Source organism: Helcobacillus massiliensis (assembly GCF_033106145.1).
Taxonomy (GTDB): Bacteria; Actinomycetota; Actinomycetes; order Actinomycetales; family Dermabacteraceae; genus Helcobacillus; species Helcobacillus massiliensis.
On the sequence record NZ_CP136959.1, the window covers coordinates 1,427,305 to 1,448,994 of the forward strand.

Sequence of the window (21,690 nt, forward strand, 5' to 3'; positions counted from 1 at the left end):
CGGCCTCAGCGGTGCCGGAACTCCATCGGCACGTGGTCGATGCCGGCTTCCATGAAGTGATCGCCCGTGGTCACGTACCCCATGCCGAGGTACCACTGCTCCAGGTAGGACTGCGCGTCGATCTTCACCACGCGGTCTGCGTCGATCTGCTCCGTCAGATCGAGGCCCGCCCGCATCACGCGGCCGCCCAGGCCCAGCCTCCGCGCGTCCTTGCTGACCGCGAGACGCCCGACGCGAAGATTCGCGCCATCATCCAGGACACGAAGATGCGCCAGCGGAATACCGTCGCGCTCACACCACACGAGGCGGGTGCCGTCCTCAGTCTCGCGACCATCCAGATCCGCGTCCGTGGCGCCCTGCTCCATCGTGAACACGTCCTGCCTCAGCTTCGCCAGCCGGTAGAGCATCACCGGGTCGATGTCCCGGATGTGAGCGGCATGCATCGTGATGCCCTCCGGAAGGTCAGCATCCAGGGTGATCAGGGTCGACATCAAACAGCTCCTTCGGGCTCGGCCCACGGGCCGGCGGGATGGTCAAGGATCCAACGGGCGGCGTTGACGCGCCGGCGCTGGCAGCGGGGACACCAGAACACGGTGCGGCCCTGCATCATCGCGGTGCGGATCGTCGCATCGCAGATGCGGCACGGCAGGTTCTGCCGGTGGTACACGTAGAACGACTCCTCCCGCGGCACCGCATCCGGGTGGCCGTCATCGTTCTGGTAGGTCGGGACGGACCGCTCCTGGATCGCGGCGTGAATCGCCCGATGCTCCGGCTGCGTGGTGACGATGCGGCCGGTGCGCCGCCCGTAGCGGATCAGCGGCACCAGGTCGTCCCAGATCGCGCGAATCGCGGGTCGCGACAGGTCCCGGCCGGGCACATAGGGGTCCAGGCGAGCCCTGAACAGCAGCTCGGCGCGGTAGATGTTGCCGATGCCGGCGACGACCTGCTGGTTCATCAGCAGCGCACCGATCGTGGTCCGCGAGCGCTTCACCACGTCCACGAACACGTCGGGATCGGCATCAGCGCGCAGCGGGTCCGGGCCGAGCCGGGCCGTGACCTCAGCGCGGCCGGCGGAGTCGACGATCCGGCACTGGTTCGGGCCGGTGAGATCGGCGAGGCCGTGGTGGCCGGTGATGCGCAGGCGCACGTTCTGTCCCGGCTGGATCAGCCGCCAGTCCGTGCCCTCCTCATGGATGCGGTTGCGGGGCGCACCGATCGCGTGCGCGATCGCGAAATCGGCGTCGCCGGCGAACGTCCACGACCCGTACAGTCCCAGGTGGATGTGGACGAACAGGGTGGGGTCGGTGTCCGCGTCGGGCGAGAACGGCAGGAAGAGGTGCTTGCCGAACGCGTCGGCCGGGTGGAGGTGCCAGCCGTCCAGCTGGGCCGCCTCCTCCGCGAACCGGCCCTGCGGCGACGACAGCCGCACCCGGGTGTCCCCGAATGCGGCTGTGATCGCGCGGGCCAGTCGATGGATCGAATGGCCTTCGGGCATCTCAGTAGGCGCCGGTGGTTTCGAACGTCGCGATCTTCTCGATGCGGCGCACGTGACGCTCATCGCCGCTGAACGGCTCGGCGAGGAAGAGGTCGATCAGGTGCTCCAGTTCGTCCTCCGTGTGCTGGCGGGCACCGACGGAGATCACGTTGGCGTCGTTGTGCTGGCGGGCGAGCTTGGCGGTGTCCTCGTTCCAGACGAGGGCGGCGCGCACGCCCTTCACCTTGTTCGCGGCGATCTGCTCACCATTGCCGGAGCCGCCGATGACGATGCCGAAGCTGCCGGGCGCGGCGACCACGGCTTCGCCGACTGCGGTGCAGAACGGCGGGTAGTCGTCGAGGGCGTCGTAGGTGTGGGCGCCGTGGTCGGTGACCTCGTGGCCCTTCGCCTTCAGTGCCTCGACCAGGCGGTTCTTGAGTTCGAAGCCGGCGTGGTCGGTGCCGATGTGGACCTGCATGGACGGTGCTCCTTGGGTGTGGTGGGGGTGGGGGCCGACGGGGTCAGGAGAAGTCGAGGGGGTCGCGCTTGCGCTTGAGCTCCGCGAAGCCGTTGATCTCCGCCATCGTGGCCATGGCGTCGAGCAGCCGGCCGGCTTCTTCGCCGCGCGGGGCGCGGGAGAGGACGGGACCGAAGTAGGCGGTACCGGAGCCGAAGGAGATGACGGGGGTGCCGACGTCATCGCCCACGAGGTCCTGTGCCCGCTTCTGTGCGGCGCGCAGCGCGTCGTCGTTCGTGTCGGTGTCCATCGCATCGGCGAGGTCCGTCGGCAGGCCGGCCTCCTCGAGCGCCTCGACGGCGACGCGGCGGTAGTCGTCCTTCTGGTCCTGGACGTGGAAGCGTGTGCCCCAGGCGGTGTACCAGGTGGAGAAGGCGTCCTGGCCGTGCTGCTCGTCGATGGCGAGCTGCAGGCGGGCAGGGCCCCACGCCTTCCGCATCGCCTCCATGTAGTCGGGGTCGAGGTCGCGTCCTTCGTTGAGGACGGACAGGCTCATCGGCTGGAAGCGGATCCGGACGTCCCGCACCTCAGCGGCGTTGAGCGCCCAGCGGCTGGTCAGCCAGGCGAACGGGCAGGTCGGGTCAACGAAGACGTCGACGATCTGGGCCATGGACTGGTTCCTCCTCGAATCGTGCAGTCAGCCCCTCCATTGTGTCAGAGCCCGGCCGCTGGGAAATCCACTTGCCACCAGGCGACCGGGGCGGTTGGATCGAGGTCATGACTTCTCCGACTGCGGCGCACGTGCGCACTCTGCGCACCATCATCGCTCGACACCCCGCGAAGGTGACCGCCGCAGTCGCCGCCTCCATCGTCACGGAAACCCTCGAGATGAGCGTTCCGATCATCTTCGGCTTCGCCGTGGACCGCGGCATCCTCGGCGGCGACCTCACCCTCCTGCTGCAGCTCGCGGCGCTGGCGGTGCTGGTGCGCCTCGTGGCGATGGCGGCATGGTCGTTCAGCTTCCACTGGGCGATGCAGCTGCGGATGGCGGAGCAGCACAACCTGCGGGTCGCGCTGACCGCCGCGGCGCTGCACCCCGGTTCGCGGCCGGTGGACCGGCCCGCCGGTGAGGTGCTGTCGATCGCGACAAGCGACGCCGACAATGCGCCCGACTTCTTCGACATGATCGGGTGGGCGCTGCCCGCCGCGATCGCCGTGCTCGGCGCCGGCGCGTGGATGGCGTTCGTGTCACCGTGGCTGGGGCTGGCGGTGCTGATCGGGATCCTGCTGGAGATCGTCGGCCTGAGGGTGGTGACGCCGGTGCTGTCCCGCAAGTACGACGACCAGCAGTCCCGCGCCGCCGACGCCGCCTCCACCGCAACCGACCTCGTGCACGGCCTGCGGGTGCTGCAGGGCCTCGGTGTGCAGCACCGGGCCCGGCTCAACTACCGGGCGTCGTCCCGGGTCGCGCTGCGGGCGGCGCTGACGAACGCTCGGTTCTCCGGTGTCGCCAACGGGATGATGATCCTGGTGTCCACGCTGATGATCGCGTCGGTGGTGGTGCTCGCGGCGTCTCTGACGCTCAGCGGCGCTATCACCGTCGGCGCCCTGATCGCGGTGGTGTCGCTGATCCGCACCATGTCGGGAATGATGCACGGCCTGTCCGGTGTGCCCGTGTGGTGGGCGTCGATCTCCACATCCGCGAAGCGCATCGACCGCCTGATGGCGGACTTCGGCCGCACCCACGAGGACCCCGTGATCCGCGAGGCGATCGCCGCGTCGCCGGCCGTTGGCGAAGCGGCGCCGGTGACGCGCGGCAACGGGCCGCGTCGGGACGGCGTCGGCCCCCTCGCCCTGGAGCTGCCGGACGGCTGCATCGAGGTGGCCGACGGGGAGGTCGTCGGTGTTGTTGCACCGACTGCGCGGGACGCCCACACCGTCCTGACGGCGCTCGCCGGAACGGCTGGGGACGCGTCGGCGTCGCTCGGTGGGGAGGCGATCACGCCGGGCACGCTGCAGGAGCGCCGACGGGACCTGCTGATCGAACCGCACACCGTGGACCTCTTCGACGGCACGCTGCGCGAACAGCTCGCGACCCGCGCCCCCGAGAAGAGCGTCGACCACCTCGACGACGGGGACGCGTGGGCGCGCAGCGCACTGGAGGCGGCGGGGGCCCTCGATCTGCTGGGGATCCTGTCCGACGGGTTCGACACCCGCATCCAGGACCGCGGCTCGAACCTGTCGGGCGGGCAGCGGCAGCGCCTTGCGCTCGCCCGCGCCGTCGCCGCTGATCCGCCGGCGCTGGTGCTGCACGACCCCACGACCGCGGTCGACGCGGTGACCGAGCAGAACATCGGGGAAGCGCTCGCCGCCGCGCGGCGCGTCCCGGACCGGCTGACCCTGATCCTCACGCGCGCCCCGTCCCTGCTGGTGCAGGCGGACAGGGTGGTGTTCCTCGCGCCGACGGGTGCGGTCAGCGGCACGCACTTCGACCTGATGGAACGGGACGACTATGCGGAGGTGGTGAAGCGATGACCATGCCGACCAACGAGGCCAGCGAACGGGAGCTCGACCTCATCACCTCGATGCGGGAGGAGGACGATGTCGCCCGGCAGCTGTCCCGCCATGCCGAACTGCTGCCGATCGCGACCGGCCGGCAGACCCTTCGCTTCCTGCTGACGCGCCTGGGGTCGATGCGCCTCGCGTTCGTGCTGATGGTGCTGACGGTGCTCGCCGCCGCGATCGCCGGGGCCGCGGTGCCTCGCCTCATCGGCACCGTCGTCGATGTGGTGACCGCGCCCGAGGGCGGCCGCATGGAGGGCGTGTGGGTGCTCGCCGCGGTGATGGTCGGCGTCGGGGTGCTGCAGGCGGTGTGCTCTGCACTCGGGCAGGCGCAGGTGTCCGCGCTCGGGCAGCGTCTCCTGGCGGGGATGCGCGAGGACGTCATCGATCGCGCCCTCGACCTGCCGGCGCAGACGATGGAGCGGGCCGGGATCGGCGATGCCCTCTCCCGTGTCGCCGACGACGTCGCCGTCACCGCGAAGGCCGTCACGAACATCGTCCCGTGGATCATCACCGTCACCTTCCAGATCACGATCACGCTGGTGGCGCTGGCGATGCTGTCGCCGTACCTGCTGCTGGTGGTGGTGGCGATCCTGCCGTTCTACATCGCGGCGCTGCGCTGGTTCCTTCCGCGCACGAACCGCATCTACCGGGTGGAGCGGATCGCGCTGGGGGCGCGAGCGCAGGGCCTGCTGTCCGCCATCAACGGTGTGCCGACGGTCCACGCCTACGAGATCGAGCAGCGCGAGACGCGGCATGTCGCGGCGCTGTCGCGCTCCGCCTATTCGCTGAAGATGCGGATCATGAACCTGGTGATCTCGGTGGCCTGGATCATGACAGTGCCGGAGCTGCTGGCGATCACCCTGGTGCTGGTCCTGGGCTTCTTCCTGGTGAACTCCGTCGGGGTGCCGGTCGGGGTGGTGGCGTCGGCCGGGATCTACATTCTGACCCTGCTGTGGCCGCTGCAGTCGCTGATCTTCTCCCTGGATGATGCGCAGTCGGCGGCGGCGTCGCTGATGCGGATGGTGGGCGTGATCGTCTCCATCGACCCCGCGGTCTCCCCCGGGCCGGAAGAGCCGGCCGACGGGTCCGTGGAGCTGACGGGGATCGCGCACTCCTACGGGCAGCGCCGCGTTCTGGAGCCGATCGACCTCACGATCGAGGAGGGCGAGACGATCGCACTGGTGGGCGCCTCCGGTGCGGGGAAGTCCACCCTCGCGTCGATCATCGCGGGCACGCTGCGGCCCAGTGAGGGGACGGTGCGCCATGGCGGCGCCGATCTCTCGCGGGCGCAGCTGGACGCAGTGCGGGCGCATGCAGTGATCGTCAGCCAGGACGTGCACGTCTTCCACGGCACCCTCGCCGACGACCTGCGCCTCGCAGCGCCCGACGCGAGCGAGGAGGACCTGTGGGCGGCGCTGGGAACCGTCGGCGCGGACTCCTGGGCGGAGCTCCTCCCCCACCGGCTCGACACCGCGGTCGGGGAGAAGGGCGAGCGGCTGAGCGCGGAGCAGGCGCAGCAGCTGGCGCTCGCGCGCGTCGCGCTGAAGGACCCGGCGATCCTCGTGATGGACGAGGCGACCGCCGACGAGGGGTCCTCGGGTGCCCGGGTGCTGGAGCGCGCAGCGCTCGCTGTGGCCGAGGGCCGCACCACCGTCATCGTGGCGCACCGCCTCTCCCAGGCGATGCACGCCGATCGGATCCTCGTGATGGCGGACGGGCACGTGATCGAGTCCGGGTCGCATGCGGATCTGCTCGCGGCGGATGGTCAGTACGCGCGGCTGTGGGCGGCCTGGAGCCGGTGAGCGTTCAGGCGCTCCCGCGTGTGATCCGCTAGGCTCGACCCATACTCGATTCCCCCTCACGAGCGGAATCCACACCCGCGCCTCGGCCGGTCGCGCGTGTGCTCGTGGGGCTGACCAGGCCAGGAAAACGTGATGTCCCAGAAGCGATGGTCCCCCGGGGACCACGTGACCTGGACGTACTACACGCACGCGCACGACACCATCACCGTTCGGCCCGGCACGGTCGTCCTGGATGATGATCGCGGCATCGTGGTGTGGATCGCTCCGGGCACCGAAGTCCTCCTCCCCGTCCTGGAGTCCGGCGCGCCGCTGCGCCGAGCCGGCGACGAGGGCATGTTCACCGAGCAGCGCCACCAGTCCAAGCAGCTGTGGACCGGCAACGGCATCCTCATGATCGGCCTGCCCGACAAGCCGTACTCCGTGTGGCTGTTCTACCGAGACGACGGCACCCTCGGGTGCTACTACGTCAACCTCGAATCCCCCCTGGAGCGCACCGACGAAGGCGTCCGCTCCCGCGACATGGTCCTCGACCTCGTGGTGCTGCCGCGCCGCGACTACCACTACAAGGACGAGGACGAACTCGAAGGGGCGGAGCGCGTCGGCTACTTCTCCCCCCAGGAGGCGGACCAGATCCGCGCGTGGGGCCGCGAAGCCGAACGCGACATCCGCGCCTGGTGCTACCCCTTCAACGCCGGGTACGAGTACTTCTTCCCCAACCCCAGCTGGGGGACGCCTCCGCTGCCCGACCACTACACGTGGGAGAAGGACCTGACGGACCGGGAGACGCACCGCAAACGCTGATGCCTCCCCTCGGTGAGATCGGTGACACAATGGCACGGATCCACCCGCACCGACCGAAAGGGATGCCCGCGTGAGCGCCACCGAGAACCTGAAGCGCAGCGAAGCCCAGGAACGCGCCTCGTTCCTGTCCACCTCGACCTATGACGTCACCCTGGATCTGACGCAGGGGCCCACCACCTTCCTCACCGAGTCGACCATCCGCGTCACCTCCACCGAGGAGCGGGAGACGTTCGTGGACCTCATCGCCCCCGAGGTGCTGGAGATCGAGCTCAACGGCGAGCTGCTGGAGGACCCAGCGTCCCGCTTCGACGGCGCCCGCGTGCAGCTGCCCGCGCTGCAGAAGGGTGAGAACACCATCCGCATCCGGGCGAATGCCGCCTACATGAACACCGGTGAGGGCCTGCATCGCTTCGTCGACCCTGTAGACGACGAGGTGTACCTCTACTCCCAGTTCGAAGTGTCGGACGCGCGCCGCATGTTCGCCTGCTTCGAACAGCCCGACCTCAAGGCCGAGTTCACGTTCACGGTGACCGCACCCGCGCACTGGCGCGTCATCTCCATCGCCCCCACCCCGGAGCCGACGGATGCCGGCACCGACCAGAACGGGCAGCGGATCGCCACCTGGGCGTTCGAAGCGACCGAGCGGATCTCCACCTACCTGACGGCGCTGATCGCCGGCAAGTACGAGGGCGTGGAGGGCACGATCCGGTCGCGCGACGGCCGCGAGCTGAAGGCCGGCGTGTACGCCCGCGCCTCCCTCGCCGAGCACCTCGACGGGCAGAACATCATCGACGTCACCCAGCAGGGATTCGACTTCTACGAGGAGAAGTTCGACTGCCCCTACCCGTTCCGCAAGTACGACCAGGTGTTCGTGCCCGAGTACAACATGGGTGCGATGGAGCACCCCGGTGCCGTCACCTACGTGGAGGCGTACGTGTTCCGCTCCGACGTCTCCGACGCCATCCGCGAGCGCCGCGACCTCACCATCCTCCACGAGCTCGCCCACATGTGGTTCGGCGACCTCGTCACCATGAAGTGGTGGGACGACCTCTGGCTGAACGAATCCTTCGCCGAATACGCCTCCACCCTCGCCTCCGCCGAAGCGACGAAGTGGACCACCGCATGGACCACCTTTGCCGGCTCCGAGAAGGCATGGGCGTACAACCAGGACCAGCTGCCGTCCACGCACCCGATCGTGGCGGACATGGTGGACTTCGACGCGGTCGAGACCAACTTCGACGGCATCACCTACGCGAAGGGCGCCTCTGTGCTGCGCCAGCTCGTCGCCTATGTGGGCGAGGACGCCTTCTTCGAAGGCCTGCGCGCCTACTTCCGCAAGCACGCCTGGGGGAACACGCAGCTGAAGGACCTGCTGGTGGAGCTGGAGGCGACCAGCGGACGCGACCTCACCTCCTGGTCAGCACTGTGGCTGGAGAAGGCGGGAGTGACGCTGCTGCGCCCGCAGATCGAGCGGGACCAGGACGGCGCCGTGGTGTCGTTCGCGGTTCTGCAGGAGGCCCCGTCGGACTACCCGACGCTGCGGCCGCACCGCCTGCGCATCGCCGGCTTCACCGAGCAGGACGGCGCGCTGGTGCGCACCGAGACAGTGGAGGTCGATGTCGACGGTGAGCGCACCGAGATCCCCGAGCTGACGGGCAAGCAGGCCGACCTGTGGCTCGTCAACGACGGCGACCTCGCCTACGCGAAGCTCCGCCTGGACGATGAGTCCCTCGCCACCGCGATGCAGAAGCTGTCCACCCTGGAGGACTCACTGGCCCGCACCCTCATCTGGTCGGCCGCCTGGGACATGGTGCGCGATGCTGAACTGCCCAGCCGCCGCTACCAGGAGCTGCTGGTGAACAACATCGCCGGTGAGACGGAGTCCTCCGTGATCCGCACCCTGCTCACCCGCCTCGATGCGGTGGCCGGCCACTACGCTGCGCCGGAGCAGCGCGCCGAGCGCGAAGCCGCCGCCGGCGACGCGCTGTGGCGCCTGACCCAGCAGGCGGAGGCCGGCAGCGACGCGCAGCTGCAGTACCTGGAGGGCTTCCTCCGCAATGCTGTGACCGACGAGCAGGTGGAGCTCGCGCGCGCCCTGTTCGACGGCTCCCAGCAGCTGCCGGGCCGCGACATCGACACCGACCTGCGATGGAAGATCGTCATCGCCCTCGCCGCCGCCGGTGCCCTCGACGACGCCCAGATCGACGAGGTGCTCGCGTCCGACGACACGCAGAGCGGCCGCAAGTCCGCGCTCACCGCGCACGCCGCCCTACCGACGGAGGCTGCGAAGGCGAAGGCCTGGGAGGACACCGTGGAGAAGGACGAACTCGCCAACGAGTCCGTCACCTCCGTGGTGATCGGCTTCAACCAGGGGTCCAAGGAACTGCTCGACCCGTACACGGAGCGGTTCTTCGGCATGCTGAACACGGCGTGGGCGACCCGCTCCAGTGAGATCGCGAACCGCCTCGTGCAGGGGTACTTCCCGGCGAAGTTCCCCAGCCAGAAGGTCGTGGACCTGTCCACGCAGTGGCTGGAGGAGAACGCCGACAAGCCGATGGGTCAGCGGCGCCCCATCCTCGAGGGTCGGGACACGGTGCAGCGCGCCCTGCGGGTGCAGCGCGCCGACGCGCACTGATCCAGGTCAGAGCCGCACAGTCAGCGGAGCGGAGGCTCCGCTGACTGTGCTCCCATCCGCGGGGGCTAGCCTGTTGCCCTATGCTGATCTCTGCTCCCACTTCAGACGACGCCCTCAGTTGGCTGGACCACGCCGGCGCCTGGCTGCTCGATCACGGCGTGAAGATCCTGCTGATCATCATTCTCGCCTTGGCCGCGCGGTACGTCGCCGCGATACTGATCCGGCGGGTGGTGCGCACTATGCTGGACTCCGGCACCCGCATCTCCGCGATGACGAACGCCGCAATCCGCCGCACCGAGCACGCGGGTGAGCAGGAACGCGCCCAGCAGCGCCGGCAGCAGCGCGCCCAGACCCTCTCCCAGGTCGCCGGGAACGTAGCCGCGCTGATCATCGGCGCGCTCGCCAGCGTGATGGTGCTGTCCGAACTCGGCATCGACATCGCCCCCGTCATCGCCGGTCTCGGCGTGGTGGGCCTCGCCGCCGGCATCGGTGCGCAGACCATCATCAAGGACATCGTGGCAGGTGTGGTGATGCTGTTCGAGGACATCGTCGCCGTCGGCGACTTCGTGGACCTCGAGTACGCCACCGGCACGGTGGAGAGCATCAATCTGCGCGCCACGCAGCTGCGCTCCATCGACGGCGTGCTGTGGACCGTCCGCAATGGCGAGATCATCCGCATCGGCAACATGTCCCGCGGCTTCGCCACCGCTCTGGTGAAGCTCGACCTCGACCTGTCCAACGACGACGTCCACGTCACCGAGGTGCTGCAGCGCGTCACCGACGCCCTGTGGCGCGACACCACGTGGGAGAAGGTGCTGCTGGACAAGCCGCAGATCAGCGGCATCCTGTCCATCGACGGCGCCCGCTACCAGCGCCGCGTCACCCTGAAGTCGGCGCCCGGCCGCCAGTGGGAGGTGGAGCAGGAGCTGCGCCGCCGCATCCGTCGGGCGTTCCAGGATGAGAAGATCAGCTTCGCACTCCCCCGATTCCAGGAAGCAGGTCAGTGACCGTGACCATCCCCCTCCAGCCGACCCGCGGCCGCGACGACGACCAGCAGAGCGTGTACGACGCCGTCGGCGGGATGCCCACCTTCACCGCCATCGTCGACCGCTTCTACGAGGGTGTCGCCGAGGATCCGCTGCTGCGCCCCATGTACCCCGAGGACGAGCTCGACGGCGCGAAGGACCGCCTGCGGATGTTCCTCGTCCAGTACTGGGGCGGGCCGAAGGACTACGGGGCGCAGCGCGGCCACCCGCGCCTGCGGATGCGCCACGCAGTCTTCCCCGTCTCCCCCGACGCCGCCGACGCCTGGCTGCGCCACATGACCACGGCCGTGACCGAGCAGCAGCTGCCGCCGCTGTACGAAGGCCTCATGCTCGACTACATGGACCGGGCGGCCCGCTCCCTGATCAACACCGTCAACGGCGGTGAAGCGCCGATGGCGGGCCGCACGATGCCCGACCACATGCAGTGACCGCGCAGGCCCGCTGAGGTCATTCGCGGAAGGTGAGCGGCTCCCCCATCCACGGGGCGAGCCGCTCACGCATATCGTCGTCGATGCGCGTCGGGCGGCCCGAGGAGTCCACCAGCACCACCACGGTGCGCGCCCGGATCAGCGCCTCATCCATCCGCCCCGGCGTGTGGAGCGTGTAGTCCACCGTCAGGGACGCGCCGCCGAGGCGGGAGATCCAGAGGCGGACCACGGCGCCGTCGCGTCGGTACTCCACCGGCTTCAGGTACTCGATCCGGTTCGAGGCGACGAAGGTCAGCAGGTCGCGGCCGTCAGCAGAGACCGGCAGCACGATCGGCGACTGCTTGGTGCCGCCGCCGAGCTGTTCCTGCGGCACCTCCCAGAACGCGTGGATGCGTGCCTCCTCCAGCAGGGTGAGGAGGGCTGCGTTGTTGACGTGGCCGTACGCGTCGAGGTCGGACCAGCGCAGCGGAACGGGAATGTCGATATGGGCCATGGGGGGTCGGGGATCCTTTCGAAGGGTCAGGGCTGGGCATGCCAGTGCCCGCGGTTCAGCCGCAGTGCGAACGCATAGATCGCGAGGGCGGCCACCGTCAGGCCGATGGCGAGGGGCCAGGCGAATCCGGCGATCACCAGGGCCGGCAGGAACGCCATCAGCACGATATCGCCCAGGTTGATCGGAATGTACGCCAGACCGTAGTAGTCGAGGGTCTTGGAGCGCATCTGCGGGTCCACGATCCGCAGCAGAGCGATGCCCATCGGGACGGTGCCGGTCTGCCAGCCGAAGCTGAACACGGACTGCTCGACCTTGTGGTCCCGGAACGACGGCTTCCACACGAACACGTAGGAGAAGAGCAGCAGGATCAGGCCGCCGACCAGCAGCAGCGCGAGCGGCTGCCAGTAGCGCGCCACCACCGCCGGGCTGATCGCCGCGATGCCGAAGGCGACGAGCAGGTCGGTGGCGGACCCGGAGACGCGGTTCATCGTCTCCGAATCGAGGACGCGGTCGGCGCCGGTGGTGCGCATCGCCAACAGGACGAGGCCGCCCACGATGAACGCGACGGCGAACGCAGGGAAGGAGAGGCCGCCGGTGACCTCGCTGAACCATTCGGAGATCAGGTACGCGGCGCCGGCGATCGCCGCGAGGATCGACGCATGCAGCATCAGCGGGTCGATGCTCATCGTGGAGACGGTGGCCCGGCCGATCGGGGCGCGGCTCTTCTGCTCCAGCACCCCGGTGCGCAGTTCGCGCGGCAGGTCCGCGAAGTCCTGCAGGTAGGCGGTGCCGCCCCGGCGCGATTCCAGTTTGATGATGGTGATGCCTCCGATGATCGCAACGAAGATGCCGATGGTGGCGGAGGTGAAGCCGAGCGAGGCTGCATCGGGCCACCGATCACCGAAGCCCTCCGCGACCGCTGCCGCGGTGCCGTGCCCGCCCATAAAGCCGGCGGCGAGCATGAGGCCGAATCCGTCGGGCAGGCCGCCGAAGATCAGTGACAGAAGCATCAGCGACATCAGCAGGCCGAAGCCCCACTGCATGAGGGTAGAGCCCTGCGTGACGGCCCACATGCTCCCCACGGAGCGGATCACGGACTTCACCGACACGATGCGCATCGTGAACGGCAGCGCCCCGAACACCACCGCGATCAGCAGGCCGGAGTACTGGCTGATCAGCTCGGAGAACGGGATCACTCCGAACACAGCTGGCCCGAGGATCAGTCCGAGGACACCGGCGATCAGAGAGGCGGGCAGGAACAGGGCCTGCACCGGTGGAACGGTGGCGCGGATCAGCGCCCCGACGGCCAGCAGCAGGCCCATCCATGCGAGGTCGAGGAAGACGTCCCAGGCGCTCACTGGGCGTCAGTCGACCTTCAGCTCACCCATGCGGTCCCAGCCCTCACCGTCGACGGTGCGGGAGATGATCTGCGGCGTGGCGGTGAGGAACGGCTTCATCGCCTCCAGGCCGGCGGCGAAATGGTCGGAGCTGACGTGCGCTTCGCCGGCGTCGTCCTTGAACGCCTCAACGAGCAGCACCTCGTTCTCGTTCTCGGTGGAGCGGTACCAGTCGAACCAGAGGTTGCCCTCTTCAGCGCGGGTGGCGGCGGTGAACTCGCCGACGGCCTCCAGGAACTCCTCGGCCTGGCCGTCCTTGACGGTGTACTTGACGTTGATGAGGATCATGGTCTCGCTCCTTCTCGACAGGGGTCAGATGCGTTGACTGTCCCACACCGCCCTGGGAGGCGACGGACGGCACGGGCACCGTCCGTCGCGCCCGGGTGCGTCCCCGCCTACGATGAGTCCATGAGCTTTCCTGATGACCGCGCCGTCACCGACGGCCTGCTGACCGTCCTGGACCTCCGCTCCGTCCCGTCCGGGGTCGACGACAGTCCCGTCCCCCACTCCCCCGCCGCCGACGCGTTCCGCTGCTTCGAAGGCGACTCCCACCCGCACCCGGGCGGTCACGTGTTCGGCGGCCAGGTGATGGGCCAGGCGGTGATGGCGGTGGGTCGGACCGTGCCGGAAGGGCGGCACATCCATTCGATGTTCTCGTACTTCCTGCGGCCCGGGGACCCGTCGGTCCCGATCCGGTTCGAAGTGGACTCCCTGCGGGACGGCCGCTCGTTCTCGGTGCGGCGCGTGCTGGCGATCCAGCATGAGAAGACGATCCTGGCGATGACGGCGTCCTTCCAGGAGGAGCAGGACGGCCTGGAGCACGCCGAGCCGATGCCGGAGGCGCCGGACCCGGAGACGCTGCCGACCACAGCGGACCACCTGCGCGACATCGACCACCCGGTGGCTCAGTACTGGGCGACGCAGCGGCCGATCGACATCCGCCACGTGGAACGGCCGATCTACCTAGCGCCGGACGAGTCAGGGCGCTCCCAGCAGATGGTGTGGATGAAGGTGCTGGCGCCGGTGGAGGCGGACCAGCTGACCCACGACGCGATCCTGTCGTTCGCATCCGACTACACGCCGTTCGAACCGATCCTGCGGCGCCAGGGCCTCGCGTGGACCACCCCCGGGATCCGCGCCGCCACCATCAACCACGCGATCTGGTGGCACTCGCGGCCCGATGTCAACGAGTGGATGCTGTTCGTGCAGCGGTCCCCGTCGGCCGCCGGTGGCCGCGGCCTCACCGAGGGCCTGCTGTACCGCCGCAGCGGTGAGCTGATCGCGACCGTCACCCAGGAGGGGATGATCCGCATCAAGGAGTGACGGCCGCGACCCGACAGGAGGTCACGCCATCGCGGCGTTGCCCTCCTTGACGGCCTGCGGCACGCCCTCCTCCGCCGGAACCTCACCGGCGAAGATCTGCTGGAACACCGGCATCACAGCCTCAAGGCCGGCGAGCGCCTTCGCGCCCGTGTCCGCCATCGCGGGGTCCTTCGCCGCCTCGATGAACTGCTGGACGTCATGGCCCTTGCCCTTCCAGAACTCCACGAACGCGGACTGCACATCCGTGTGGCCGGGGAAGCCGACGCCCTTGGCGCCGATCGGCTTCTGCCCCTCGGCGGAGCCCAGCCACTCCAGCAGCTTCTTCACCCCGTCCTGGTTCTCGTTCTTCGCGTTGCCGGCGGCGACCACGCCGTGCACCAGCGACTTCTGCCCCTTCGGGCCGCCCACCATCGGCGCGATCCCCCACTCGAAGGAGTCGCCCACGCCCTCCAGAATGTTCATCAGGTGGTAGGGACCGGACTGGAACAGGCCGAGCTTGCCCTGGATGAACTGGTCGCGCGCGAAGTCGCCGTTGGGGTTGGTGTCCGCGGCCGACGGGGCCACCTGCCAGGTGTTGACGAGGTCGGCCATGTACTTGAACGCGGCGACGCCCTCAGGCGTGTCGAACGCGTACGTGTCGTCCTTCTGCCACTCGGCGCCGTTGGAGGCGAGGAACGGGCCGATGATGGCCTGGCGGTCCGCCGCGGAGTTGAAGCCGAACTGCTGACGCGCGTTCGGGTCGAAGCCGGACTCGCCGGGCTTCTTTCCCGCCTTGTCCTTCGTGAGCTTCAGCGCGGCATCGCGCAGCGGATCGCTCTTCGCGGCGGGGTCGAAGCTCAGCTTCGTCGGGTCGACCTTCGCCTCGTCCGTCAGCTTCTTGTTGAAGAACAGGGCGATGGAGTCCCACAGCTGCGGCACGCCCCACAGGGAGCCGTCGCGGGTGTACAGCTCCACCACGGCCTTCTCCCAGGACGCGGCGGCGTCCTCCCCCAGGGTCTCGGTAATGTCCACGAGGTTGCCCGCCTGCTGGTACTGGGTGAAGGACGCGCTGTTCAGCCAGAACACGTCGGCGGCGTCACCGGAGGCGATGTCCAGCGGCAGGGTCTTCCAGTAGTCCGCCCACGGCACCACCTCGACCGCCGCCTCGATGCCGGTCTTCTCCGTGAACGCGTTCAGCGACTCCTCATAGGCGGGTTTGGCGACATCGTCCCAGATGCGCAGAGTCAGCTTCTTCGAGTCGGAGCCCGAGGACTTCGAGGACCCGTCGGAGGAGCTCTTCGACGGGGAGCAGGCGGCGAGCGCTCCAGCGGCGCCGGCGATGCCGGCGGAAGTGACGAAGGTGCGGCGAGTGACCATGGTGATTCCTTTCTAGGGTCGGCGCGGCTGCGTCAGCGCAGTTCGGTGCCGGAGATCGAGTTCGCGACCTGTTTCTGGAACGCGAAGTACAGCAGGATCAGGGGGATGAGGGCGAGCGTGGTCGCCGCCATCACGAGCGTCCAGTTGGCGTTGTACTGGGTGGACAGAGCGGAGGTCGCAACCGTGAGGGTGCGCCAGTCGGGTCCCTTGGTGATGATCAGCGGCCACAGGAACGAGTTCCAGTGCGTCACCACGGTGATGATGACGAGGGTGACGATGATCGGGCGGTTCAGCGGCACCACCAGGTTCCACAGGATCCGCAGGTGCCCGGCGCCGTCCACACGCATCGCATCGATCAGCTCTTGGGGAACGGACCGGAAGTTCTGCCGCAGCAGGAACACCGCATACGGTGAGCCGAACACGAACGGGATGACCAGAGCGAAGAACGTGTTGCGCAGCCCCAGCTCCGACAGGGCCAGGAACAGCGGGATGATCACCACGACCTGCGGCACCATCAGTGTGGAGATGAACAGCCAGAACAGGGCGTCGCGGCCCCGGAAGCGCAGGAACGCGAACGCGTACGCCGCCATGACGGAGAACACGATCTGCCCGGCGAGGATCACCGCCACCATCTGCGCCGTCACAGCGAACGGCGTGATGAACGAATCCTCGCGGGTGAACAGCTGGGTGACGTTCTCCAGCGTGGGCGGGTCCGGCAGGTGCAGAGGCCCCTGGGAGAGGAAGTCGGTGGGGGCGCGCAGCGCGGTCATGATGCTCAGCGCGATCGGAGCGAGGGTGAGCAGAGCGGCCGCAGTCATGACCACGTAGGCGAACAGGGCACCAGCAGCGCCGGGCCGGTTGCGGTGGGAGGGTCTCACAGTCATCGCCTCAGCTCATATCGTAGGTGATGCGGGAGGAGAAGTAGCGCTGCTGGACGATCGCCACGAGCGCGAGGATCACGAACAGGATCACCGCGATCGCGCTGGCCCGCCCCATGCGGTACGAGGTGAACGCCTCGGAGTAGATGAGGGAGGCGATCACTTCGGTGCGGCGCCCCGGTCCGCCGCCGGTGAGGGCGTACACGGTGTCGAACACCTGGAAGCTCGCCACGATCTGCGTGAGCGCCACGAAGAACGTGGTGGGGCGCAGCAGCGGCAGGGTGATCGACCACAGGCGGCGCAGCGGGCCGGCCCCGTCGAGTTCAGCGGCCTCATAAATGGAGGAGGGGATCTTCTGCAGACCCGCCTGGTAGAAGAGCGCGATGTATCCGACCGCCTGCCAGATCGCCACGAACGCCACCGACGGCAGCGCGAGGGACGGGTCTGTCAGCCATTCGACACGGCGGCCGAGGATGGCGTTCAGGGCGCCGTAGCTCGGCTGGTAGATCCAGGAGAACACCACGCCGATCGCCAGCGGTGCGCACACCCACGGGATCACCACGATGACGCGGAAGACGCCGGCGCCGGGCAGGGCACGGTTGAGCTGCATCGCCAGCAGCAGACCGAGCGCCATCGCCACCGGGACGCTCATGAGGGTGAACAGGGCGGTGACGACCAGGGAGTTGAGGAGGGCGCCGCCGGTCAGCAGCGCCCGGTAGTTCTCCAGGCCGACGAATCCGCCGCCGCCGACGAGCTGCCAGTTCGTCAGCGACAGACCGAACGCCACGAGGACGGGCAGCAGGATGAAGGCGACCACGCCGATGGTGGCGGGTGCCACCAGGAGCCACGCCGTCCAGGGGCTGCGGCTTCGCATCATGGAGTCACCTCTGGGGGCTCGTCGGGCAGTGCTGTCAGTTCAACGGCGATGACCTCCTCAGTATTCCAGGGCGGTGGGCCGAGGTGACGGTCAGCGCCGCGGCGAGTCGGGAATGATGCCCGTCGGCTGCTGATGACCGGTCAGTCATTACGATTCTGCATCAAGGGACTTCTGAGCATCTGGGGGTGCGCTGGTCGAACGTAGACTCGGGACAGGCCGCCATCAGTTCAATATTCAATCAGGAGACCGCATGGAGACACTCGTGCTCGCTGGTCTTGCGCTGGGCGGAATCCTCATCGCCTGTCTGATCGTCCTCGTCATCGCGCTGGCCGTGCACCTGCTGCTGGTCCGGCAGCGCGGTGCCGCCGACGAGTCCCTGAAGGCGCCCGGGGGCGCGCTGGGCACAGCTGTGAGCACCGGTCAGCAGACCACCGGCGGTGAGTAGAGAGGCGCAGGAGTCACGGTTGAACGACGAAGGGCCGGTTCCCCCGAGGGGAACCGGCCCTTCCGCTGCAGTGATGATCAGTCGCGGGTGAGGCGACGGTGCGTGACGCGGTGCGGACGCGCCGCCTCCTCGCCGAGTCGCTCGACCTTGTTGCGCTCGTACGCTTCGAAGTTGCCCTCGAACCAGTGCCAGTTCGACGGATTCTCCTCGGTGCCCTCGTAGGCGATGATGTGGGTCGCGATGCGGTCCAGGAACCAGCGGTTGTGGGTGACGACCACGGCGCAGCCTGGGAAGTTCAGCAGTGCATTCTCCAGGGAGCCGAGCGTCTGGACGTCGAGGTCGTTCGTCGGCTCATCGAGCAGGAGCAGGTTGCCGCCCTGCTTGAGGGTCAGCGCCAGGTTCAGGCGGTTGCGCTCACCACCGGAGAGCACACCGGCCTTCTTCTGCTGGTCCGGGCCCTTGAAGCCGAACTGGGAGACGTAGGCGCGCGAGGGGATCTCCACCTTGCCCACCTGGATGAAGTCGTTGCCCTCGGACACGACCTCCCACAGAGTCTTCTCCGGATCGATGTTCGACCGGTTCTGGTCGACGTAGCTGATCTTCACGGTCTCGCCGATCTTCAGCTCACCACCGTCCAGCGGTTCCAGACCCACGATGGTCTTGAACAGCGTGGTCTTGCCGACACCGTTGGGGCCGATGACACCGACGATGCCGTTCGGCGGCAGCGAGAAGGAGAGGCCGTCGATGAGGACGCGGTCTCCGAAGCCCTTCTTGAGGTCCTTGGCGTCGATGACCACATTGCCCAGCCGCGGGCCGGGCGGGATGACGATCTCGTCGAAGTCGAGCTTGCGGGTGCGCTCGGCCTCCGCCGCCATCTCCTCGTAACGGGCGAGTCGGGCCTTCGACTTGGTCTGGCGGCCCTTCGCGTTGGAGCGCACCCACTCGAGCTCCTCCTTGAGGCGCTTGGCGAGCTTCGCATCCTTCTTGCCCTGCACCTGCAGGCGCGCCTCCTTCTTCTCCAGGTAGGTGGAGTAGTTGCCCTCGTACGGGTAGAGGTGGCCGCGGTCGACTTCGGCGATCCACTCGGCGACGTGGTCGAGGAAGTAGCGGTCGTGGGTGATGGCGATGACAGCGCCCTCGTACGCCTGGAGATGCTTCTCCAGCCAGAGGACCGACTCGGCATCGAGGTGGTTGGTGGGCTCGTCCAGCAGCAGCAGGTCCGGCTTCTCCAGCAGGAGCTTGCACAGTGCCACGCGGCGGCGCTCACCACCGGAGAGGTGGGTGACCTTCTCATCGCCCGGCGGGAGGCGGAGGGCGTCCATCGCCTGGTTGAGCTGGGAGTCGAGGTCCCAGCCGTTGGCGGCGTCGATGTCGGTCTGGAGCTTGCCCATCTCCTCCATGAGGGCGTCGAAGTCAGCGTCCGGCTGCGCCATCTCCTCGCCGATCTCGTTGAAGCGCTGGACCTTCGCGTAGAGGTCGCCCATGCCCTCCTGGACGTTCTCGAGGACGGTCTTCTCCTCGTTCAGCGGCGGCTCCTGCAGCAGGATGCCCACGGTGTAGCCGGGGCTGAGGCGCGCCTCGCCGTTGCTGGGCTCATCGAGCCCCGCCATGATCTTGAGGATCGTGGACTTGCCGGCGCCATTGGGACCGACCATGCCGATCTTCGCGCCCGGGTAGAAGCTCATGGTCACGTCGTCGAGGATGAGCTTGTCGCCCACCGACTTCCGTGCCTTGTACATCGTGTAAATGAATTCAGCCAAGCGATTTCCCCTGGTCAGGACACTGTCGGAGTGTCGCCGTGCAGCATGTGTGCAAAAAGAAGACTGATGGACCGCTCGTCGGCTCAGGCGGCCGGGAGCGCACTGGGCCAGCCTACCAATGGCTCCCGGTCGCTCAGTCCAGCGGGATGCCGCGCCCGGCGAGGTGTGCGCGGGCGATCTCCCAGCCGTTGTCGGCGGCGCCGTCGCCGTTGCGCGGCCACCGGTGGGCGTCGATGCCGAGGCGGCGGGCCGCCTCCACGTTCTCCTCGACGTCGTCGAAGAAGATCGTGGACGCGGGGCGCTCCACTCCCCCGGTCTCGTGGGAGAGGGTCTCCAGCAGGACCTCGAAGATCCGCAGGTCCGGCTTCACCACGCCCTCCTCACCGGAGATGATGGCGAAGCTGAACGCCTCGAACCATTCGGCGCGGCGCACGGCCTCACCGAACGCGACCGATGCATTGGACAGCAGCACCAGACGGACGCCGTTGCGGGAGAGGTCGTGGATAAGGCTGCGGGACTCCGGGTGGATCTCCAGCCAGTAGCGGTTGTCGACGTCCTGCAGGTGGGCGAGCTCATCGGCGGAGGGGTCCTCGACGCCCGCCGCCGCGCAGACGCGGCCCCAGTACTCCTCGAGGGTGAGGTCGCCGGTGTCGTAGGCGAGGCGTTCGCCCCAGAACGCGGCGCGGACCTCCTCGAGGTCGCCGCCGGTCTCGGCGTGGATCGCGGGGACGGGGTCGTGGGCGGCGGATATGACGCCGCCGAAGTCGAACACGACGGTCTTCTGGGACAGGGCGTCGGTGGAGCGGGTGCGGCGCTGGCGGGCCATGGATCAGGTCCTTTCGGAGGCGGTGCAGGTGGGCAGACCGGCGGTGCTGCCGGAGTCGGCGATGGTCTCGACAGCGTGCTTGGCGTCCTCGAACGTGGAGACCCGGACCACGCTCAGCCCGTCGGGCACGTGACCGACCACCTCGGCGCAGTTGTCGGCGGGAGCGAGGAAGAACTCGGCGCCGTCCTCCTTCGCGCCGACCAGCTTCTGCCGAATCCCGCCGATGGGGCCGACGGCGCCGCTCTGGTCGATGGTGCCGGTGCCGGCGATCCGCTTCCCACCGGTGAGGCTGCCGGGGGTCATCTCGTCGTAGATGCCGAGGGCGAAGATGAGGCCGGCGCTGGGCCCACCGATGCCGTCCAGGGCGATCCTGACGTCCACGGGGAAGTCGAACCCGGGGGTCAGCACGATGCCGACGACGCTGCGCCCGTCCTTCTGCTCCACCGGCACGGACACGGTCGTCCTCTTCCCGTCGCGTTCCACCACGAAGTCGGCGGTGCCGCCGGCGGGGGTGTCGGCGGTGGCCTTCTGCAGGGCGGGAACCTCGTCGGACTCGGTGCCGTTGACGGACACGACGCGGTCGCCCGGCTTCAGCAGCTGAGCGGCGGGACCGTCGGAGCGCACCCCGGAGATGCGGACCACCGGCGTGGACTCCATGCCCTGGGCGGCGAGGGCGACGGCGATCGCCTCCTGCTGGGAGGAGCTCATCTGCGCGGACGTCATGAGCTTGTTGCCCTCTTCGTCCTGCGTGTCGGGGTAGACCGCTTCGCGCGGCAGGATCGACTTCGTGGGGTCGAACCAGGCGGCGAACACCGCGGTGGTCGGGGCGGGCTGACCGGGTGCGCCGAGCACGGCGACAGTGGTCATGCGCAGCTGGCCGTCGGGCTTCTCCGGCTCGCTGCCCTTCACCTCGATCACCTGGGTGCCGTCGACCTCACCGAGGACGTCCACCGTCGGCCCCGCCGACTCGATGACGTACGGCGAGGGGGTGAGCGTGGCGATGAGGGTGAGCACGCACAGAGCGATCAGGGCGATGCTGCCGATCAGGGAACGCCGCGCGGAGATGCGGCGCGACTGCTGGGGCACTGGGGCGGGGGACGACACGGCCCCATTGTGGCACGGGGACG

21 protein-coding genes are annotated in these 21,690 nt (G+C 68.6%); 8 read left to right on the forward strand and 13 right to left on the reverse strand.

The window, feature by feature from the left end:
* Positions 1-5: 5 nt before the first annotated feature.
* From R3I40_RS06590 to R3I40_RS06605, 4 genes are read right to left on the reverse strand one after another with little or no spacing between them, the layout of a single operon-like run.
* Complete coding sequence (locus tag R3I40_RS06590) at positions 6-491, reverse strand: GNAT family N-acetyltransferase (protein ID WP_285262425.1); 486 nt, start codon at positions 489-491, stop codon at positions 6-8.
* On the reverse strand, positions 491-1,495 hold the full coding sequence (locus R3I40_RS06595; protein WP_285262424.1) for an Fpg/Nei family DNA glycosylase: 1,005 nt from the start codon (positions 1,493-1,495) through the stop codon (positions 491-493). Before R3I40_RS06595 ends, R3I40_RS06590 begins: the two co-directional genes overlap by 1 nt.
* A 1-nt stretch (position 1,496) precedes the next feature.
* Positions 1,497-1,952 (reverse strand): ribose-5-phosphate isomerase, encoded by a 456-nt coding sequence (locus tag R3I40_RS06600; protein ID WP_183375022.1) that lies wholly within the window; start codon positions 1,950-1,952, stop codon positions 1,497-1,499.
* A gap of 43 nt (positions 1,953-1,995) precedes the next feature.
* On the reverse strand, positions 1,996-2,601 hold the full coding sequence (locus R3I40_RS06605; RefSeq protein WP_239374118.1) for a mycothiol-dependent nitroreductase Rv2466c family protein: 606 nt from the start codon (positions 2,599-2,601) through the stop codon (positions 1,996-1,998).
* Positions 2,602-2,708: 107 nt separating this feature from the next.
* Between R3I40_RS06605 and R3I40_RS06610 the strand changes: the two genes are divergently transcribed.
* The 6 genes from R3I40_RS06610 to R3I40_RS06635 all read left to right on the forward strand — a co-directional run bounded on the left by R3I40_RS06610 (position 2,709) and on the right by R3I40_RS06635 (position 11,208).
* Entirely contained in the window at positions 2,709-4,466 is a 1,758-nt protein-coding gene (locus R3I40_RS06610; protein ID WP_246370666.1) for an ABC transporter transmembrane domain-containing protein, read from the forward strand.
* Entirely contained in the window at positions 4,463-6,298 is a 1,836-nt protein-coding gene (locus R3I40_RS06615; RefSeq protein ID WP_285262423.1) for an ABC transporter ATP-binding protein, read from the forward strand. The genes R3I40_RS06610 and R3I40_RS06615 overlap by 4 nt, the downstream gene beginning before the upstream one ends.
* Before the next feature lie 132 nt (positions 6,299-6,430).
* On the forward strand, positions 6,431-7,099 hold the full coding sequence (locus R3I40_RS06620) for a ribonuclease FAU-1 family protein (RefSeq protein WP_239374109.1): 669 nt from the start codon (positions 6,431-6,433) through the stop codon (positions 7,097-7,099).
* A gap of 70 nt (positions 7,100-7,169) precedes the next feature.
* Positions 7,170-9,734 (forward strand): aminopeptidase N, encoded by a 2,565-nt coding sequence (pepN, locus tag R3I40_RS06625; RefSeq protein ID WP_183375027.1) that lies wholly within the window; start codon positions 7,170-7,172, stop codon positions 9,732-9,734.
* 80 nt (positions 9,735-9,814) lie between these two features.
* Positions 9,815-10,741, forward strand: a complete 927-nt coding sequence (locus tag R3I40_RS06630; RefSeq protein WP_183375028.1) for a mechanosensitive ion channel family protein — start codon at positions 9,815-9,817, stop codon at positions 10,739-10,741.
* 2 nt (positions 10,742-10,743) lie between these two features.
* The gene (locus tag R3I40_RS06635) at positions 10,744-11,208 is read left to right on the forward strand and encodes a globin (RefSeq protein ID WP_285262422.1); all 465 of its coding nucleotides are present in this window, start codon (positions 10,744-10,746) and stop codon (positions 11,206-11,208) included.
* 19 nt (positions 11,209-11,227) lie between these two features.
* On the opposite strand, the gene R3I40_RS06640 is transcribed toward R3I40_RS06635, so the two are convergent.
* The 3 genes from R3I40_RS06640 to R3I40_RS06650 are packed head-to-tail and all read right to left on the reverse strand — an operon-like array spanning position 11,228 to position 13,386.
* On the reverse strand, positions 11,228-11,701 hold the full coding sequence (locus tag R3I40_RS06640) for an acyl-CoA thioesterase (protein WP_239374105.1): 474 nt from the start codon (positions 11,699-11,701) through the stop codon (positions 11,228-11,230).
* 26 nt (positions 11,702-11,727) lie between these two features.
* Positions 11,728-13,059, reverse strand: a complete 1,332-nt coding sequence (locus R3I40_RS06645) for a sodium/glutamate symporter (protein WP_239374103.1) — start codon at positions 13,057-13,059, stop codon at positions 11,728-11,730.
* Positions 13,060-13,065: 6 nt separating this feature from the next.
* Positions 13,066-13,386 (reverse strand): putative quinol monooxygenase, encoded by a 321-nt coding sequence (locus tag R3I40_RS06650; protein WP_183375031.1) that lies wholly within the window; start codon positions 13,384-13,386, stop codon positions 13,066-13,068.
* A 120-nt stretch (positions 13,387-13,506) separates the two neighbouring features.
* Here R3I40_RS06650 and R3I40_RS06655 point away from each other — a divergent pair, with 120 nt between their 5' ends.
* Complete coding sequence (locus R3I40_RS06655; protein ID WP_183375033.1) at positions 13,507-14,421, forward strand: acyl-CoA thioesterase; 915 nt, start codon at positions 13,507-13,509, stop codon at positions 14,419-14,421.
* A 21-nt stretch (positions 14,422-14,442) separates the two neighbouring features.
* On the opposite strand, the gene R3I40_RS06660 is transcribed toward R3I40_RS06655, so the two are convergent.
* The 3 genes from R3I40_RS06660 to R3I40_RS06670 are packed head-to-tail and all read right to left on the reverse strand — an operon-like array spanning position 14,443 to position 17,532.
* The gene (locus tag R3I40_RS06660; RefSeq protein ID WP_239374100.1) at positions 14,443-15,777 is read right to left on the reverse strand and encodes an ABC transporter substrate-binding protein; all 1,335 of its coding nucleotides are present in this window, start codon (positions 15,775-15,777) and stop codon (positions 14,443-14,445) included.
* 32 nt (positions 15,778-15,809) lie between these two features.
* Positions 15,810-16,661, reverse strand: a complete 852-nt coding sequence (locus R3I40_RS06665) for a carbohydrate ABC transporter permease (protein ID WP_239374097.1) — start codon at positions 16,659-16,661, stop codon at positions 15,810-15,812.
* Positions 16,662-16,665: 4 nt separating this feature from the next.
* Positions 16,666-17,532 carry a carbohydrate ABC transporter permease gene (locus R3I40_RS06670; protein ID WP_317699892.1) on the reverse strand — a complete coding sequence of 289 codons (867 nt, stop codon included), beginning with the start codon at positions 17,530-17,532 and terminating at the stop codon, positions 16,666-16,668.
* Between the two features lie 250 nt (positions 17,533-17,782).
* Here R3I40_RS06670 and R3I40_RS06675 point away from each other — a divergent pair, with 250 nt between their 5' ends.
* Positions 17,783-17,977, forward strand: coding sequence for a hypothetical protein (locus tag R3I40_RS06675; RefSeq protein ID WP_239374095.1), 195 nt, complete (start codon positions 17,783-17,785; stop codon positions 17,975-17,977).
* 77 nt (positions 17,978-18,054) lie between these two features.
* On the opposite strand, the gene ettA is transcribed toward R3I40_RS06675, so the two are convergent.
* The 3 genes from ettA to R3I40_RS06690 form a co-directional block, all read right to left on the reverse strand.
* Complete coding sequence (gene ettA / locus R3I40_RS06680; protein ID WP_317699893.1) at positions 18,055-19,737, reverse strand: energy-dependent translational throttle protein EttA; 1,683 nt, start codon at positions 19,735-19,737, stop codon at positions 18,055-18,057.
* A gap of 133 nt (positions 19,738-19,870) precedes the next feature.
* Positions 19,871-20,563: an HAD family hydrolase gene (locus R3I40_RS06685; protein ID WP_259923466.1), complete on the reverse strand. Its 693-nt coding sequence runs from the start codon at positions 20,561-20,563 to the stop codon at positions 19,871-19,873.
* A 3-nt stretch (positions 20,564-20,566) separates the two neighbouring features.
* The gene (locus R3I40_RS06690) at positions 20,567-21,667 is read right to left on the reverse strand and encodes a YlbL family protein (RefSeq protein ID WP_285261936.1); all 1,101 of its coding nucleotides are present in this window, start codon (positions 21,665-21,667) and stop codon (positions 20,567-20,569) included.
* Positions 21,668-21,690: the final 23 nt, after the last annotated feature.

What these genes read in the sequence shown, in the direction of transcription:
- R3I40_RS06595 (WP_285262424.1), bottom strand. Translation starts at nt 1,495, where the DNA reads ATGCCCGAAGGCCATTCGATCCATCGACTGGCCCGCGCGATCACAGCC.
- R3I40_RS06675 (WP_239374095.1), top strand. Translation starts at nt 17,783, where the DNA reads ATGGAGACACTCGTGCTCGCTGGTCTTGCGCTGGGCGGAATCCTCATC.
- R3I40_RS06685 (WP_259923466.1), bottom strand. Translation starts at nt 20,563, where the DNA reads ATGGCCCGCCAGCGCCGCACCCGCTCCACCGACGCCCTGTCCCAGAAG.
- R3I40_RS06620 (WP_239374109.1), top strand. Translation starts at nt 6,431, where the DNA reads ATGTCCCAGAAGCGATGGTCCCCCGGGGACCACGTGACCTGGACGTAC.
- R3I40_RS06650 (WP_183375031.1), bottom strand. Translation starts at nt 13,386, where the DNA reads ATGATCCTCATCAACGTCAAGTACACCGTCAAGGACGGCCAGGCCGAG.
- R3I40_RS06640 (WP_239374105.1), bottom strand. Translation starts at nt 11,701, where the DNA reads ATGGCCCATATCGACATTCCCGTTCCGCTGCGCTGGTCCGACCTCGAC.
- R3I40_RS06670 (WP_317699892.1), bottom strand. Translation starts at nt 17,532, where the DNA reads ATGATGCGAAGCCGCAGCCCCTGGACGGCGTGGCTCCTGGTGGCACCC.
- R3I40_RS06590 (WP_285262425.1), bottom strand. Translation starts at nt 491, where the DNA reads ATGTCGACCCTGATCACCCTGGATGCTGACCTTCCGGAGGGCATCACG.
- R3I40_RS06600 (WP_183375022.1), bottom strand. Translation starts at nt 1,952, where the DNA reads ATGCAGGTCCACATCGGCACCGACCACGCCGGCTTCGAACTCAAGAAC.
- R3I40_RS06660 (WP_239374100.1), bottom strand. Translation starts at nt 15,777, where the DNA reads ATGGTCACTCGCCGCACCTTCGTCACTTCCGCCGGCATCGCCGGCGCC.
- R3I40_RS06615 (WP_285262423.1), top strand. Translation starts at nt 4,463, where the DNA reads ATGACCATGCCGACCAACGAGGCCAGCGAACGGGAGCTCGACCTCATC.
- R3I40_RS06655 (WP_183375033.1), top strand. Translation starts at nt 13,507, where the DNA reads ATGAGCTTTCCTGATGACCGCGCCGTCACCGACGGCCTGCTGACCGTC.
- R3I40_RS06605 (WP_239374118.1), bottom strand. Translation starts at nt 2,601, where the DNA reads ATGGCCCAGATCGTCGACGTCTTCGTTGACCCGACCTGCCCGTTCGCC.
- R3I40_RS06610 (WP_246370666.1), top strand. Translation starts at nt 2,709, where the DNA reads ATGACTTCTCCGACTGCGGCGCACGTGCGCACTCTGCGCACCATCATC.
- R3I40_RS06630 (WP_183375028.1), top strand. Translation starts at nt 9,815, where the DNA reads ATGCTGATCTCTGCTCCCACTTCAGACGACGCCCTCAGTTGGCTGGAC.
- R3I40_RS06665 (WP_239374097.1), bottom strand. Translation starts at nt 16,661, where the DNA reads ATGACTGTGAGACCCTCCCACCGCAACCGGCCCGGCGCTGCTGGTGCC.